At 72.6% G+C, this 13572-nt stretch carries 16 protein-coding genes; 11 read left to right on the top strand and 5 right to left on the bottom strand.

Going from position 1 to position 13572, the window contains the following annotated elements:
* Nucleotides 1-23: 23 nt before the first annotated feature.
* Nucleotides 24-932: an NAD(P)-dependent oxidoreductase gene (locus tag OG520_RS36575; protein WP_406015975.1), complete on the top strand. Its 909-nt coding sequence runs from the start codon at nt 24-26 to the stop codon at nt 930-932.
* A gap of 94 nt (nt 933-1026) precedes the next feature.
* On the opposite strand, the gene OG520_RS36580 is transcribed toward OG520_RS36575, so the two are convergent.
* Both OG520_RS36580 and OG520_RS36585 read right to left on the bottom strand, forming a co-directional pair.
* Nucleotides 1027-1935, bottom strand: a complete 909-nt coding sequence (locus OG520_RS36580; protein WP_406015976.1) for an RNA polymerase sigma factor SigF — start codon at nt 1933-1935, stop codon at nt 1027-1029.
* A 359-nt stretch (nt 1936-2294) separates the two neighbouring features.
* Nucleotides 2295-2750, bottom strand: a complete 456-nt coding sequence (locus OG520_RS36585) for a hypothetical protein (RefSeq protein ID WP_406015977.1) — start codon at nt 2748-2750, stop codon at nt 2295-2297.
* A 163-nt stretch (nt 2751-2913) separates the two neighbouring features.
* Here OG520_RS36585 and OG520_RS36590 point away from each other — a divergent pair, with 163 nt between their 5' ends.
* The 8 genes from OG520_RS36590 (at nt 2914) to OG520_RS36625 (ending at nt 10035) form a co-directional block, all read left to right on the top strand.
* A complete protein-coding gene (locus OG520_RS36590; protein ID WP_406015978.1) occupies nt 2914-3660 on the top strand; it encodes a hypothetical protein in 747 nt (248 codons plus the stop codon).
* Nucleotides 3661-3857: 197 nt separating this feature from the next.
* A complete protein-coding gene (locus OG520_RS36595; protein WP_406015979.1) occupies nt 3858-4778 on the top strand; it encodes an NADP-dependent oxidoreductase in 921 nt (306 codons plus the stop codon).
* Nucleotides 4775-5545, top strand: a complete 771-nt coding sequence (locus tag OG520_RS36600) for a GNAT family N-acetyltransferase (protein ID WP_406015980.1) — start codon at nt 4775-4777, stop codon at nt 5543-5545. Before OG520_RS36595 ends, OG520_RS36600 begins: the two co-directional genes overlap by 4 nt.
* A gap of 176 nt (nt 5546-5721) precedes the next feature.
* Nucleotides 5722-6936, top strand: coding sequence for a PP2C family protein-serine/threonine phosphatase (locus OG520_RS36605; protein WP_406015981.1), 1215 nt, complete (start codon nt 5722-5724; stop codon nt 6934-6936).
* Nucleotides 6937-7024: 88 nt separating this feature from the next.
* Entirely contained in the window at nt 7025-7696 is a 672-nt protein-coding gene (locus tag OG520_RS36610) for a TetR family transcriptional regulator (protein ID WP_399335670.1), read from the top strand.
* Nucleotides 7693-8466 carry an SDR family NAD(P)-dependent oxidoreductase gene (locus tag OG520_RS36615; protein ID WP_406015982.1) on the top strand — a complete coding sequence of 258 codons (774 nt, stop codon included), beginning with the start codon at nt 7693-7695 and terminating at the stop codon, nt 8464-8466. The genes OG520_RS36610 and OG520_RS36615 overlap by 4 nt, the downstream gene beginning before the upstream one ends.
* Before the next feature lie 56 nt (nt 8467-8522).
* Entirely contained in the window at nt 8523-9563 is a 1041-nt protein-coding gene (locus OG520_RS36620; RefSeq protein WP_406015983.1) for an NAD(P)-dependent alcohol dehydrogenase, read from the top strand.
* A gap of 148 nt (nt 9564-9711) precedes the next feature.
* Entirely contained in the window at nt 9712-10035 is a 324-nt protein-coding gene (locus OG520_RS36625; RefSeq protein ID WP_399335663.1) for a DUF6191 domain-containing protein, read from the top strand.
* A gap of 89 nt (nt 10036-10124) precedes the next feature.
* Here OG520_RS36625 and OG520_RS36630 read toward each other — a convergent pair whose 3' ends face one another.
* Both OG520_RS36630 and OG520_RS36635 read right to left on the bottom strand, forming a co-directional pair.
* Entirely contained in the window at nt 10125-10727 is a 603-nt protein-coding gene (locus tag OG520_RS36630) for a phosphatase PAP2 family protein (RefSeq protein WP_406015984.1), read from the bottom strand.
* Nucleotides 10727-11395: a DedA family protein gene (locus OG520_RS36635; protein ID WP_406015985.1), complete on the bottom strand. Its 669-nt coding sequence runs from the start codon at nt 11393-11395 to the stop codon at nt 10727-10729. Before OG520_RS36635 ends, OG520_RS36630 begins: the two co-directional genes overlap by 1 nt.
* Before the next feature lie 255 nt (nt 11396-11650).
* Here OG520_RS36635 and OG520_RS36640 point away from each other — a divergent pair, with 255 nt between their 5' ends.
* Both OG520_RS36640 and OG520_RS36645 read left to right on the top strand, forming a co-directional pair.
* Entirely contained in the window at nt 11651-11983 is a 333-nt protein-coding gene (locus tag OG520_RS36640) for a BlaI/MecI/CopY family transcriptional regulator (RefSeq protein ID WP_399335747.1), read from the top strand.
* Nucleotides 11980-12924, top strand: coding sequence for a M48 family metalloprotease (locus OG520_RS36645; protein WP_406015986.1), 945 nt, complete (start codon nt 11980-11982; stop codon nt 12922-12924). Before OG520_RS36640 ends, OG520_RS36645 begins: the two co-directional genes overlap by 4 nt.
* A gap of 39 nt (nt 12925-12963) precedes the next feature.
* Here the strand turns inward: OG520_RS36645 and OG520_RS36650 are convergent, their stop codons facing one another.
* On the bottom strand, nt 12964-13551 hold the full coding sequence (locus OG520_RS36650) for an NUDIX domain-containing protein (protein WP_406015987.1): 588 nt from the start codon (nt 13549-13551) through the stop codon (nt 12964-12966).
* Nucleotides 13552-13572: the final 21 nt, after the last annotated feature.

The following is a 13572-nucleotide window of genomic DNA, read 5'->3' on the forward strand; positions in this document are numbered from 1 at the left end:
GGCCGACGCAAGGGAGTCCCCTCATGACATCGAGTGCTGCCGACACCACCCCGAAGCGGCCGGTCGTCGCCGTTCTCGGCACCGGAATCATGGGATCGGGAATGGCCCGGAGCCTCCTCCGGGCCGGACTCGTGGTCCGTGCCTGGAACCGTACGCGGTCCAAGGCGGACCCGCTCGCCGCCGACGGCGCCACCGTCACGGAGACGGCGGAGGAGGCGGTACGCGGTGCGGATGTCGTCCTCACCATGCTCAACGACGGCCCCTCCGTCGCCGCCGCGCTCGCCGCCGCGTCCGGGGGACTGCACGCCGGCCAGGTCCTGCTCCAGAGCACGACGGTCGGGCCCGACGCCACCGCCGATCTCGCCCAGCGCGCCGCGGAACTGGGCCCGGTCTATCTCGACGCACCGGTCTCCGGTACCAGACAGCCCGCGGAACAAGGCGCGTTGACAGTCCTCGTCGCCGGTCCCTCCGCCGTCCGCGCGACGGTCGAACCCGTGCTGGACGCGATCGGGCAGCGCACGGTCTGGGTCGGTGAGGCCCCGGGAGCGGCCTCGCGACTGAAGCTCGTGGTCAACACCTGGGTGATCACCATGGTCAACAACATCGCGGAATGCCTCAACCTCGCGGAAGGGCTGGGCATCGATCCGCAGATCTTCCTCGACGTCATGAAGGGCGGCCCGCTGGACTCGGCGTATCTGCAGGGCAAGTCCGCCGCGGTCCTGTCCGGCGATCTCACCCCGAGCTTCGCCCTGTCCACCGCGCTCAAGGACACCCGCCTCATCCTGGACGCCGCGCAGTCCTCGGGGGTGCGGCTGGACCTGGTCGCGGCGTCGGCCGACCGTTTCCTGCGCGCCGAGGCGGCGGGGCACGGCGGCGAGGACATGATCGCCACCTACTACGCGGGACGCGCCCCGGAGAAGGACGGCGGCTGAGCTTCCCCACCGGTCGGCCCGAGGACGCCGGGGCGAACCGCTCCGGGCCTGCGTGACGGGCCGGCCCGGTGGCCGCGGGCCGGGACGGCCGGGGTCACTCCTCGACGAGCATTCCGCTGCGGAGCTTCCGCAGGATTCTGCTGATCAGCCGCGACACATGCATCTGCGAGATGCCGAGTTCCGCGCCGATCCGGGACTGTGTCATCTCCTGGCCGAAACGCAGGTCGATGATGCGCCGCTCGCGAGCGTCGAGACAGCCCAGCAGCGGCGCGAGCGCATGCAGATTCTCGACCGTCTCCAGGGCGGGATCCGGACCACCCAGGACATCGGCGAAGGTGCGCCCCGGCGCGTGGCGCCGCCCCGCCTCCGAGGGATCGGCCGGCATGTCCAGCGAACCCGCCGCGTACCCGTTGGCCGCCACGATGCCCTCGGTGACCTCGTCCTCGCTCAGCCCCAGCTGCTCGGCCAGCTCCGGGACCGTGGGGTCACGGTCGAGCTCCGTGACGAGCGACTCCTTGGTCCTGGCGATGTCGACCCGCAACTCCTGCAGCCGGCGCGGGACATGCACGGCCCAGGTGGTGTCGCGGAAGAATCGTTTGATCTCCCCGGTGATGTACGGGACCGCGAAGGAGGTGAACTCGACCTCGCGGGACAGTTCGAACCGGTCGATGGCCTTGATCAGCCCGATGGTGCCGACCTGGACGATGTCCTCCATGTCGCCGCCGCCCCGGTTGCGGAACCGTCCCGCGGCGAACCGTACGAGAGAGAGGTTCATCTCGATGAGGGTGTTCCGCGCGTACTGATGGGCGGGGGTCCCCTCCTCCAGGACCTGGAGGCGGCCGAAGAACAGCCTGGACAGCTCGCGCGCGTCACAAGGAGCGATCTTCCCCGCGTCCTCGATCCACGGCAGGCCGCCGATGTCCCCGACCGGCACGTCCGCCGGTGCCGGGCGGGCACTCTCCGCTCGCTCCGCACCGGCGGTCCGCGCAGTGTGCGCCGTCATCTCGTCACGCTCCCCTGGTCGTAGCCCATGAGGTGTATGCACCTGCCCCCGGACGGAAATCCCATGCGGAAAAGCGGAAGTTGATCAGGTCACACGGCATCTATGGCCGGGAAACGTCGTGACTGCCCGTCATATCCCCACGGCTCGGGGGCGGGACAGCAGAACCGCCCCACCGGTACGGGGGAGCCCGGTGGGGCGGTCGCCCAACAGACTGCCACAGCCGACGGGGCAATGGGGACCGACCGGCGCATATCCAGCGGTAGTTGAGTCGAAATCGACGGTGTTCCGACTTCGGTGGTGCAGGTTCGGGAGAAAGACGGCAACTTCGGCCGGCGGACCGTCGCCGTCGCTCCGCCGCCTCACACCGGGTCCGCGGTACCGAGGCGCGCGGCCGCGATGGAACGGCTGCGCGCCGCTGTGACGGCACCCACCACGGGCATGGCCAGTACGGTCAGGACGACGGGTCCGTAGCCGCCCTCGGACGACACGTCCATCACCACCACCTCGCCCGCGGACAGTGTGGTCCCCACCATGAAACAGGCCAGGCCGCGCAGGGGAGCGGAGGCGAGCACGCGCGACGGCACGACAGCCAGCACCACACCCGTCGCCAGGCCCAGCCCCGCCCCCACGGCGAGGGAACCCAGCACGGCGACGGAGCCCGCCACAGGCTTCTCGAACGTGCTTCCCACCGGTCCTCCGAACAGCCCCGCCAGCGCGATCACCGCCCACAGCGCGGCGCACATCCCGGCCGGGACCGCCCCTGCCCGGATGCCGAACAACAGCCCACGCCGCACCACGGCACCCGACGCTCCCATGCGTGTCCCCCTGCCCGTGCACCGCGCGTCCGCTGTCTCCCGAAGCCCGGCCCCAGGCGATGCGTTTCAGTGGGGCCGCGACATCTTCGCAGGTCCACCGGTCCCGTGGTCATCGCGTGGGCCATCATGTGGTGGACGGATGGCGTGGCCGAGGGGGGCACAGGTGATCTCCGAGCCGGAGATGGTGGGCGAGTTCGGTGCGGTCGGGGCGGTCGAGGTGGTGGGCGACTTCGACCGGAAGCCCACGGGAGGTCCCCGGACGCGTCGCCCGTGGTTGTGGGCGCTGGGCGGAGCCGTCGTGGCTTCGGCCGTGTGGGCAGGCGCGGTGTACCTGCATCCCTTCGGGGCCCGGAAGCCGGACATGCACGGGTACCGGCTGGAGGAGGACCCGTGTCCGACCGTGCGGCTGAGGGCGATAGGCGCGGCGATAGCGCCGAAGGACGAGACGCCCAGGCTCAAGCCGGAGCTCCTGAACGACCCGGCCCTGGACCGGGCGGAGTGCTTCATCTCCCTTCGGTCACCGGCCGCGAAGAAGTCGCTCGGGAACCGCTGGTACACCGACTACTCCGTCGGGATCACGGTGGCACTGCACAAGAGGTCCGACCCCAAAGCCGAATTCGAGGCGATGCGCGGGGTGACCGATGCCGGCGTCGATGCCGATGTGAAGGTGGAGAAGGTCCCGAACCTCGGCGACAGCGCGTACGCGCTGACGCAGGACGACGGCACTGCGGAACTGCGGGTACTGGAGGGCGGCGCGGTCCTCTCGCTGAGTCTCGCCTCCTACACGCAGTACAACAGTGACGGGGGCGAAGTCCCGTCCGACGAGGGGCCGGACATCTCGGACCTGTCCCCGTACCAGTCCGCGATGATCAGCGACATGCGTGACCTGATGAGGAGCCTCAAGCGCTGACCCCGGCTTCCGGTGCCGGTACCGGCACCGGTCCGGCGAGCTCGTGGACCCGTTCGCGGGCGGCCTGTGCCGAATCACTGCGGCCCGGTGAACACTCCGCCGAGAGGGAATACGTGCCCGGACGAGGGCCTTCCTGCTGCTGTGGTGATCGGTGACCGGCCCGGCCGCCGGTGCCGTGAACAGGAGAGAGGAAGCTCATGCCCAAGGCGTACGTGTTCACCCGCAACGGCGGACCGGAGATGGAGGCCCTCATCGAGCAGGACGTGCCGGTGCCGGGCCCAGGTGAGCTGCTCGTCGCGGTCCGGGCGGCCGGGGTCAACCCGGTCGACTGGAAGCTGCGCACGGGGTACATCAGGCCCGGCAGCGCGTCGCAGACCTTTCCCACCGTCTTCGGCAGCGAGGCCGCCGGGGTAGTCGCGGGGATCGGCCCGGACGTCGAAGGGTTTGCGATCGGGGACGAGGTCTTCGGCAACCCGGTGACCGGCGGGTACGCCGAGTACACGCTGCTGCCCGTCGCCGTGACCGCCCACAAGCCGGCCGGGCTGTCGTTCACCGACGCGGCGGTACTGCCGGTCGCGGCCGCCACCGCGTACGACGGTATCCGTCAGCTGGGCCTCGCCCCCGGCTCGACCCTGCTGATCACCGGGGCCGGGGGCGGTGTGGGAACCGCGGCCGTACAGCTCGCCCGGCACGGCGGCGTCCATGTCATCGGCGCCGCGAGCGCGGCCAAGAAGGACTTCGTCGAGTCGCTCGGCGCGGTGCACGTCGAGGCCGGCCCCGGACTCGCCGACCGGGTGCGGGCGGCGGCCCCCGACGGCGTGGACGCGGTCTTCGACCTGGTCGGCGGCGACGCCCTCAGGGCCGCGGCCGCACTGCTCGCGGACCCTGCCGCACTGATCAGCGCCGGGGGCAAGCCGCTGGCCGTGGAGCTCGGCGGGGCGGCCGTCGAGCGGGCCCGCACCGCGGCGGTCCTCGACGAGGTGGCGAACCTCGTCGTCACCGGTGCCCTGCACACCCATGTGAACCGGGCCTTCCCGCTCGCCGGGGCGGGGGACGCGCTGCGCGCCGTGGAGAACGGACACACGCTCGGCAAGATCGTGATCGAGGTGGTCGCGTGAGCACGGCCCATGCCGCTGCCGGCACCGTGCACCCGCTGGACAACCCGGTCCGCTCCGCGCTGACCGGCCCGCACGCCCACTTCGCCGAGCGCCGCGGCCGAATCCTGCGCTACCGGGCGGACGTGGCCCCGTGGGTCGCGATCCCGGACGCCCCGGAGGCCGGGGACTGGGACGACGCGGCAGCGCTGGCCGGACCCGGCGGCGCCGTCACCATCACCGCCTTCCGCGAGCCGCCGCCGGACGACTGGGAGATCGTCTTCCGGGCCGAGGGCGTCCAGCTCGTCGACGCCGGGGTCGCGACGGCACCCTTCCCCGAGGCCGTACGGCTCGGCCCCGCCGATGTGCCCGACATGCTCGCCCTGGTCGAGCGCACCCGGCCGGGCCCGTTCCTGCCCCGCACCGTCGAGCTCGGCACCTACCTCGGGGTACGGCGCGAGGGGGTGCTCGTCGCCATGGCCGGCGAACGGCTGCACCTGCCGGGCTGGTCCGAGATCAGCGCCGTCTGCACCGACGAGTCCGTACGCGGTCAGGGACTCGGCACCGGACTCGTGCGCGCCGTCGCCCACGAGATCGGGCAGCGCGGCGAAACCTCGTTCCTGCATGCCGCCGCCTCCAACACCAACGCCGTCCGGCTCTACGAATCCCTGGGATTCGTGCTCCGCCGCCGGACGTCCTTCCTCTCGGCGCTCGTCCCGCAACCGCTGCCGACGCGCCTGCCCGCTCCCGTCGGCGGTGAGCGCGAGGCCCGCACGACAGCCGTGCGCTGACCCGCGATTCGGGACCTTCGGCCCACCGGTGGAGGGCCGAAGGTCACTGCCGCCTCCCGTCTCGGGACCTTCGGCGCGGCCAGAGAGGCCGTAAGCCTCGTGTGCCACCCCCCGGAGCCGGGTGAACTGGGACGGAACGCCGGCGCCGGGCCGGCAGATCCCGGGAGGAGCCGGCCGTGATGATCGGGCTTCAGCGCCTGCTTGCCCCACGTGGAGAGACGCTCCCGGGGGCGGATGCGGGGGAGGCGGCCGTTCACGCGCCACGGGTCGGGAACCCCGCGCTGTTCGGCGGCCTGGCCCTGCTGACGGCCCTGGTCGTCCTGCTGGACACCCGGACCGGTGAGGACCTGCGCCTCGTACCGCTGCTGGTGGTCGTGCCCGCACTCGTGTCGGTCTTCGGAACGATCCGGCAGACCGTGGGCGTCTCCACCCTGATCATGATCGTCGCCGTCGGCTCGCTCCTGGTGTCCGGCGGCACGTTCTGGGACATCGCCACCGGCGTGATCGTCACCGTGCTGGCCTGCTGCCTGGGCGTCGGCGCCTGCGCGCTGCGGATCCGCCACGCCACGCAGATCGCCCGGCTGCGCTCCGCCGCCGTCGCGCTCCAGCGCCAGATCCTGCGCCCGTTGCCCATCCTGACCGACCAGGTCCTCGCCCACGGCATCTATACGCCGATCGAGGAGGACCGCCTGGTCGGCGGCGACATCTACGAGGTCGTCCAGTCGCCCTACGGAACCCGGGTGATCATCGGGGATGTCCAGGGCAAGGGCCTCGCTGCGATCGGGGCGGGCTTCGCCGTGCTCGGAGCGTTCCGGGAAGCCGCCATTCGCGAGCCCGCCCTGACGGGTGTGGTCGATGCCCTGGAGGACGCGGTCGCCCGGCACAACGTGTTCTCCGCCCAGACCGGGGAGACCGAACGCTTCGTCACCGCGCTGGTGCTCGGCTTCGACGGGAGCGACCGGGTCCAGGCCGTCAACTGCGGCCATCTGCCGCCCCGGCTGCTGCACGACGGCGTGGCCGGTGCAGTTCCGCTGCGCCACACCTCCGTCCCGCTGGGCATGGCGGAACTCAGCCGCGAGGCGAGGGCCGCCGAGTGGCTGGACTTCCCGCCGGGTGCCACGTTGCTGCTCTGCACGGACGGGGTCACCGAGGCGCGCGACGCGTCCGGCGCCTTCTATCCGCTGGATGCCCGGCTGGGCCGCTGGGCGGAACGGGCGCCGTACGAGGTGCTGGAGGCGCTCGACGCGGACCTCGCGGCCTTCTCCGGAGGCGTGCGGCGCGACGACATCGCCGCACTCGCCCTGCACCGGACAGCGGCCGACAGCGTCGACCGGCCCATGGACGCCGACCACGGCGCCCGCCGGGCGGCCGCGGTGTTCAGCGGCCGGTAGCGAGGCACGGAAGGCACCCCTCACACCGATGGAATGTCCCGACGGGACTCATGTCTCGGCGGGACATTTTTGGGTGTACGGTGCACTTATGAATCCGGAACGGAAGACCCCGGAGCGGCGGAGCCGCAAGGCCCGCAGGACCCGGGACACACTGGCGCAGGCCGCGTTCGAGCTCGTACTCGACCGGGGCCTGAAGAATGTGACGGTCGAGGAGATCGCGGAACGCGCGGACGTCGACCGGCGCACCTTCAGCCGGTACTTCACGAGCAAGGAAGCCGCGGTCCTGGACTCGCTCCGGGGCGACGGCGAACGGATCAACGACGCCCTGCGGGCCCGCCCCGCCGACGAGCCCCCGCTCACCGCCTACCGCAGGGCCGTCCACGACTGGCTCGAAGACCCCGGCACGCAGGCCTGGCACCGGCGCGAGCGGATCTTCGACCTGCTGGTCCTCGCCGAACAGGAGCCGACTCTCTACGCGGCCTTCCACCACATCCGGGTGGACGCCCAGGAGGACTCGGTCGCCATCGTCGCGGACCGGCTCGGGGTCGACCCGCGACGGGACATCCGCCCCGCCGTCACGGTCGCCGCGGGCGCCGGAGCACTCCTCGCGGCCCAGGCCGCCTGGGCACGCGCCGGGCAACCGGACGACCTGCCCCGACTCATCGGGCAGGCCTTCGACGCCCTCGCCGGGGAACTGCTCGCGCAGCCTCCCGCCGGGCAGGCGCCGCACAGCACCACGGAAGGAAGCACAGACTCATGAGCACCACCCCCACCTCCGCCGACCAGGAGTTCGCCGGCAGGACCGCCCTCATCACCGGCGGAGCCTCCGGCATCGGACTGGCCCTCGCCCACCGACTGGCCGCGGGTGGCGCGTCCGTCGTCGTCGCCGACTACGACGAGGCCAGTGCCCGCAAGGCGGTCGCCGGACTGGAGAGCGCCGGCGCCAAGGCCGCCGCCGTGGCCATGGACGTGACCGACCCCGGCTCCGTCGAAGCGGGTGTGCGCTTCGCCGTCGACACCTTCGGTGCCCTGCACCTCGCCGTCAACAACGCGGGGATCGGCGGCCCCAGCAGCCCCACCGGCGAGTACGGGATCGAGGACTGGAACCGGGTCGTCGCCACCAACCTCAGCGGTGTCTTCTACTCGATGCGCTACGAGCTTCCGGCCATCGTCGAGGCGGGCGGCGGCGCCGTCGTCAACATGTCGTCGATCCTCGGCACCAACGGCTTCGCCGGATCGCCCGCCTACGTGGCCGCCAAGCACGGTGTCGTCGGCCTCACCAAGACGGCGGCTCTCGAGTACGCGGCCCGGAACGTCCGGGTCAACGCCGTCGGCCCCGGCTTCATCGACACGCCGCTGCTGCGCAACACCGACAGCGTGGCCCGCGACCACCTGATCTCGCTGCACCCGGCCGGCCGCCTCGGCAAGGCGGAGGAAGTCGCCGAACTCACCGCCTTCCTGCTCTCCGACCGCGCCTCCTTCATCCACGGCAGCTACCACCTGGTGGACGGCGGCTACTCCGCCTCCTGAGTGGTGAACGGGGGAACGGGGGCGAGCAATGGAACAAAGAACGTGAGGAGAATTCCATGAAGGCCGTTCAGTACCGCACCGTGGGCGCAGCACCCGAGGTCGTCACCGTGCCCGACCCGGAGCCCGGCCCCGGCCAGGTGATGCTGAAGGTCACCGCCGCGGGTGTCTGCCACTCCGACATCGCCGTGATGAGCCGGCCCGCGGAGCAGATCCCGTTCCGGCTGCCGCTCACCCTCGGCCATGAGGGTGTCGGCACCGTCGCCGCCCTCGGCGACGGAGTGAGCGGGCTCTCGGTCGGCGATGCCGTCGCGGTCTACGGCCCCTGGGGCTGCGGCACGTGCGTCAAGTGCGCCGAGGGCAAGGAGAACTACTGCCTGCGCGCCAAGGAGCTCGGCATCACGCCGCCCGGACTCGGCTCGCCCGGCGCCATGGCCGAGTACATGATCGTCGACGACCCGCGCCACCTGGTACCGCTGGGCGGCCTCGACCCGGTCCAGGCCGTGCCGCTCACCGACGCGGGCCTGACCCCGTACCACGCGATCAAGCGGTCGCTGCCCAAGCTGGTACCGGGCGCCACCGCCGTGGTCATCGGCACCGGTGGTCTGGGCCATGTCGCGATCCAGCTGCTGCGCGCCATGACGGCCGTCCGGGTCATCGCCCTCGACGTCGCCGAGGACAAGCTCGCCCTCGCCCGCGCCGTCGGCGCCCATGAGACCGTCCTGTCCGACAAGGACGCCGCGGCGAAGGTCCGGGAACTCACCGGCGGGATCGGCGCGCAGGTCGTCCTCGACTTCGTCGGAGCGCCGCCGACCGTCGCCACCGCCGGGGCCGCGGCCGCCATCGACTCCGACGTCACGATCGTCGGCCTCGGCGGGGGTGCCCTGCCGGTGGGCTTCGGCTCCCTGCCGTACAACACGACGGTGACCTCCCCGTACTGGGGATCGCGCTCCGAGCTCGCCGAGGTGCTCGACCTGGCCCGTACCGGAGCGGTCGAGGTCCATGTGGAGACGTACACCCTGGACGAGGCGCCGCTGGCGTACGAGCGGCTGCACCACGGCAAGATCAACGGCCGCGCGGTCATCCTTCCCAACGGCTGACCGGAACCTCGACGGCCGATCGGATCCCAACGGCTGACCGGCCGGGAGCTCCTTCTCACGGCCCTGCGGGCCGTCGCACGGTGCGACGGCCCGCAGGGCCATACCCGCGACCGATGCGCACCGTGCCGCCCGAGGAGAGACTGGGCGGATGGAATTCGTCGCGCTGATGACATTGCCCGGACTGGTGATCGGGCTGACCGCGGTCGCCTTTCTCGATCAGCTGATGCTGCGCGCGGGGCGGGCCGGTCTGCTGCCCTGGCGCAACAGCGCGCGGCAGGGGCAGGTGTCTGCGACGGGGTTCGAGCAGCTGCACGCGAGCTTCTCGCCCGGCAAGCAGAGCGAGCTCAAGGAGCGCCAGAGCGCCCTGCTGATGCGCGACGACGAGGAGGACGGCGCGCCGCCCCACCGCTCCACCGTCGACCTCGACGGCGGCCGGGCCGTCATCCGCCTGCCCGGCAGCGCCACCCGGTAGGGCTCCGATCCTTGTGCACCGCTCGCGGCCTCGCGGCGAGGCCGCGAGCGGAGGGCCCGGTCATGGGCCCGGCCGCCCGAGCCCTCTGGTCACCGCGTCGCGACCAGGGGGCGCAGCGGGGTGTCGCGCAGCCGGATCACCGCCGGGGCGCAGCGCCGTGCCGCGAGCGTCAGCAGCCAGGCGACGAGCGCGCCGGTCACCAGCCCGATCAGCACATCGTGCGGGTAGTGCACACCGATCCACACCCGGGACGCGGCCATCAGCACGGCGGCGGGCACCGCGATGGCGCCGAGCCGGCGGTCGGTCAGCCAGATCGCCGTCGCCGCGGCCGCCGCGATGGCGGCGTGGTTGCTGGGGAAGGACCAGTCGCCCAGTGCCGGGCACGCCTCCACCGTCACGACATGGAGGGTCTGGCACGGCCGCTGCTCGTGGAAGACCGATTTCACCAGGTCGTTGGCGAGATACGCGGCCACCACGACGAGCGGGGTGCAGAGCGCCATCGCGGTGCGAGCGGGATCGGTGGAGCGGGAGCGCCACCAGGAGGCGAGCATCAGCAGGGCGAACAGGGCGAGCCCGTAGTCCGACCAGATACGGATGACGGAATCCAGGGCGGTGGGGGAGCGCTGGGCCAGCTCGGTGATCCAGGTGTACAGGCCACCGTCGAGCGAGGTGGCGGTGGAGGCGAGCGGCATCAGCTGTTTTCCCCTTCGGCGGTGCGCCGGCCCCGGGAGCGGAGCAGTTCGGCGGCGAGCGGGACGAGGGAGATCACGACCACGAGGGCGACGATCGGCAGCAGATAGCGGTCGACGTTCGGCACCGAGGACCCCAGTGCGTAGCCCGCCAGGACCAGCCCGACGGTCCAGATCACCCCGCCGACGGCCTGCCACAGGGTGAACAGCCGGGCCGGGACGTTGAGCGCTCCGGCCAGCGGGTTGAGCACCGTGCGTACGACGGGTACGAAGCGGGCCAGCACGATCGCCCGCGCGTGGCCGTATCTGCCGAGGAGCTCCTCGGCGCGGGCGGCGCCCTCGTGCAGCCGTTTGGCGCGGCTGCGGGCGAGCAGGGCCCGGCCGCCCCGTCGGCCGATCCAGTAGCCCACCTGGGCGCCCAGCAGCGCACCGGCCACGGCGGCGATCAGGACCTGCGGCAACGACAGCCGCACCGGACCGTGGGCGCCGGACACGCAGAGAAGGCCCGCCGTGAACAGGAGGGAATCGCCGGGCAGGAAGAAGCCGACGAGCAGTCCCGTCTCGGCGAAGAGCACGACGGCGATGCCGAGCGCACCGAACGCTCCGAGCAGTGACCCCGCGTCCAGCAGGTTCACCGCCTGTGGCGCGGACGCCAGTGAGAATACGGACACGGTGGAGGGTCTCCCATAATGGTGAGCGGGCGGACCGGCGGAACGCCCGGACTGACTACAGTGATGTAGACGGTCTACATCACTGTAGACGCCCGAAGAGGGAGGAGAGTTCCCATGTCCCAGGTGAAGGGGATATCGAGCGGAGAGCCCCGCCCCCGCCCGCACGGCGAACCGGCTTCCGGACCGGCGCCGGAAGTCGCCCCGCAGCATCCGTCACCGCCGCCCGCCGCATCGGAACGCCGACCCGCCGGCGAGCTGGAGTCCACGATCCTGGCGGCGCTGTGGGCAGCCGGAGCCCCGCTCACCCCCGGTCAGGTCCAGGGCGCGATCGGTGCGGCACTCGCCCGCACCACCGTCGCGACGATCCTGTCGCGCCTGTACGAGAAGGGCACGGTCGCCCGCACCAGGGCCGGTCGAGGATTCGCCTACACCCCCACCGAGGACGCGCCCGGCCTGACCGCCCGCCGGATGCACAGCGAGCTGCGGAAGCAGGAGGACCGCAGCACCGTCCTGGCCCGGTTCGTCTCACAGCTCACCGACGAGGACGAGCAGCTGCTCCGGGACCTGCTCGACGGAGAAGCCCCATGATCTACGCCGTGTGGGTTCCGCTGCTGATGCCGTTCCTGGCGGTGCCCGCGGCCCGCCGTCTGGCGGACGCGCTGTCGCCGGTGCGTGCCGTACGGCTGCTCGCCGCGACGGGCGTCGGCCTCGCCCTGTGCAGCGTCCTCGCCCTGGTCCTGCTCGTGGTGCCCGGCGCGACCTGGTTCTCCGCGGTCTCCGCCGTGGGTGAACTCGTCAGACCGCTCTCCGACTCCGCCCCGGCCGTCACCGTGTCCCTGGCGGCCGCCGCACTGGCTGTCCTCGTGGGCTGCGCCGCCGCCGTCGCCCGCGCCGCCCGCCGCCACTGGGCCGAGCTGTGCCGGGCCGGACGGTTCGACGGGCGCGCCGCCGGCGAGCTGGCCGTCCTGCGCGACAGCCGCCCCGACGCCTACGCGCTGCCGGGCCGCCCCGGGACTCCCGGCCGGATCGTCGTCACCACGGGAATGCTGCGCGCACTCGACCCCGCCGAACGCGACGCCCTGCTGGCACACGAACGCGCCCATCTCGTGGGCCGCCACCACCTCTTCATCGCCGCAGCCGAAGCCGCCGCGCTCTGCCACCCCGCGCTGCGCTCCCTGCGTGCCCCCATGGGCTATGCCCTGGAGCGCTGTGCCGACGAGGCGGCCGCCTCCGCCGTCGGCGACCGACGGATCGCCGCCCGCGCCATCGGCCGGGCCGCCCTCGCCGCCCGCGCCGCCGAAGGCGCTCCGCAGCCCCGCCCACGGGTGGCGCTGGCCGCCGCGGCCGGTCCCGTACCGCGCCGCGTCGCCGCGCTGCTCGGCCGGAATACGGCACGGCCCCGCGTCGGCCGTGCCGCGGCGGCGGCGCTGCTGGCCTGCCTGGTCGTCTCCGGAGCCGCCGCGCTCGACGCGACGAGCGACCTGCACAGCAGCATCGAGGCGGCACAGGGCGAGAGCGCGCACCACTGACGCGTCCGCCCCCGTCCGTCCGGTCGTCGAACGGCCCGGTCAGCAACGGCCCTGATCGGGCGTCACCCGCCCGTCCGCCAGATGCTCCCGCAGCCGGTCGAGGAAGACCCGCTGTCCCGTGACGAGCCGCTCCGCCGCGTCCCGGGGCGTGCACCAGGCGAACCGGTCGACCTCCGGGAACTCCCGCAGCACGCCCGACCCCCTCGGCCACTCCATGGTGAACGTCCCCGGGACCGCCGTCGCGGCATCGAGATCCGCCTCCAGCGCCCACACCGTCACCGTCTTGCCGCCGGACTGACGCGCCTCACCCAGCGCCACCCACTCACCGTCCGGCGCCGGACGGCCGAACTCCTCCTCGAACTCCCGGCGGGCGGCGGCCTCGGGTTCCTCCGCGGGGCCGTACTCCCCCTTGGGGATCGACCAGGCCGCGCTCTCGCGGCCCGCCCAGAACGGGCCGCCCATGTGCCCGATGAGCACCTCGAACCCGGCGCCGTCGTCCACGGCCGTGACGTCCACGGTCGCTTCGTCCACCGCCGTATCGTCCATGGTCGCTTCGTCCCCGGCCCCGTTCGGCCGGCGGAACAGGAGAAGGCCCGCACTGCGCCTGACGCGCTTCTGGGTTGGCATGCCGTCAAGTCTGCGTCCCGG

This window comes from Streptomyces sp. NBC_00984, assembly GCF_045162475.1.
Classification (GTDB): Bacteria; Actinomycetota; Actinomycetes; order Streptomycetales; family Streptomycetaceae; genus Streptomyces.

Bases quoted from the DNA above. Each gene is read 5' to 3' on its own strand.
- OG520_RS36620 (WP_406015983.1), top strand. From the start codon at position 8,523: ATGAAGGCCGTTCAGTACCGCACCGTGGGCGCAGCACCCGAGGTCGTC.
- OG520_RS36585 (WP_406015977.1), bottom strand. From the start codon at position 2,750: ATGGGAGCGTCGGGTGCCGTGGTGCGGCGTGGGCTGTTGTTCGGCATC.
- OG520_RS36650 (WP_406015987.1), bottom strand. From the start codon at position 13,551: ATGCCAACCCAGAAGCGCGTCAGGCGCAGTGCGGGCCTTCTCCTGTTC.
- OG520_RS36645 (WP_406015986.1), top strand. From the start codon at position 11,980: ATGATCTACGCCGTGTGGGTTCCGCTGCTGATGCCGTTCCTGGCGGTG.
- OG520_RS36610 (WP_399335670.1), top strand. From the start codon at position 7,025: ATGAATCCGGAACGGAAGACCCCGGAGCGGCGGAGCCGCAAGGCCCGC.
- OG520_RS36630 (WP_406015984.1), bottom strand. From the start codon at position 10,727: ATGCCGCTCGCCTCCACCGCCACCTCGCTCGACGGTGGCCTGTACACC.
- OG520_RS36575 (WP_406015975.1), top strand. From the start codon at position 24: ATGACATCGAGTGCTGCCGACACCACCCCGAAGCGGCCGGTCGTCGCC.
- OG520_RS36595 (WP_406015979.1), top strand. From the start codon at position 3,858: ATGCCCAAGGCGTACGTGTTCACCCGCAACGGCGGACCGGAGATGGAG.
- OG520_RS36615 (WP_406015982.1), top strand. From the start codon at position 7,693: ATGAGCACCACCCCCACCTCCGCCGACCAGGAGTTCGCCGGCAGGACC.
- OG520_RS36580 (WP_406015976.1), bottom strand. From the start codon at position 1,935: ATGACGGCGCACACTGCGCGGACCGCCGGTGCGGAGCGAGCGGAGAGT.
- OG520_RS36625 (WP_399335663.1), top strand. From the start codon at position 9,712: ATGGAATTCGTCGCGCTGATGACATTGCCCGGACTGGTGATCGGGCTG.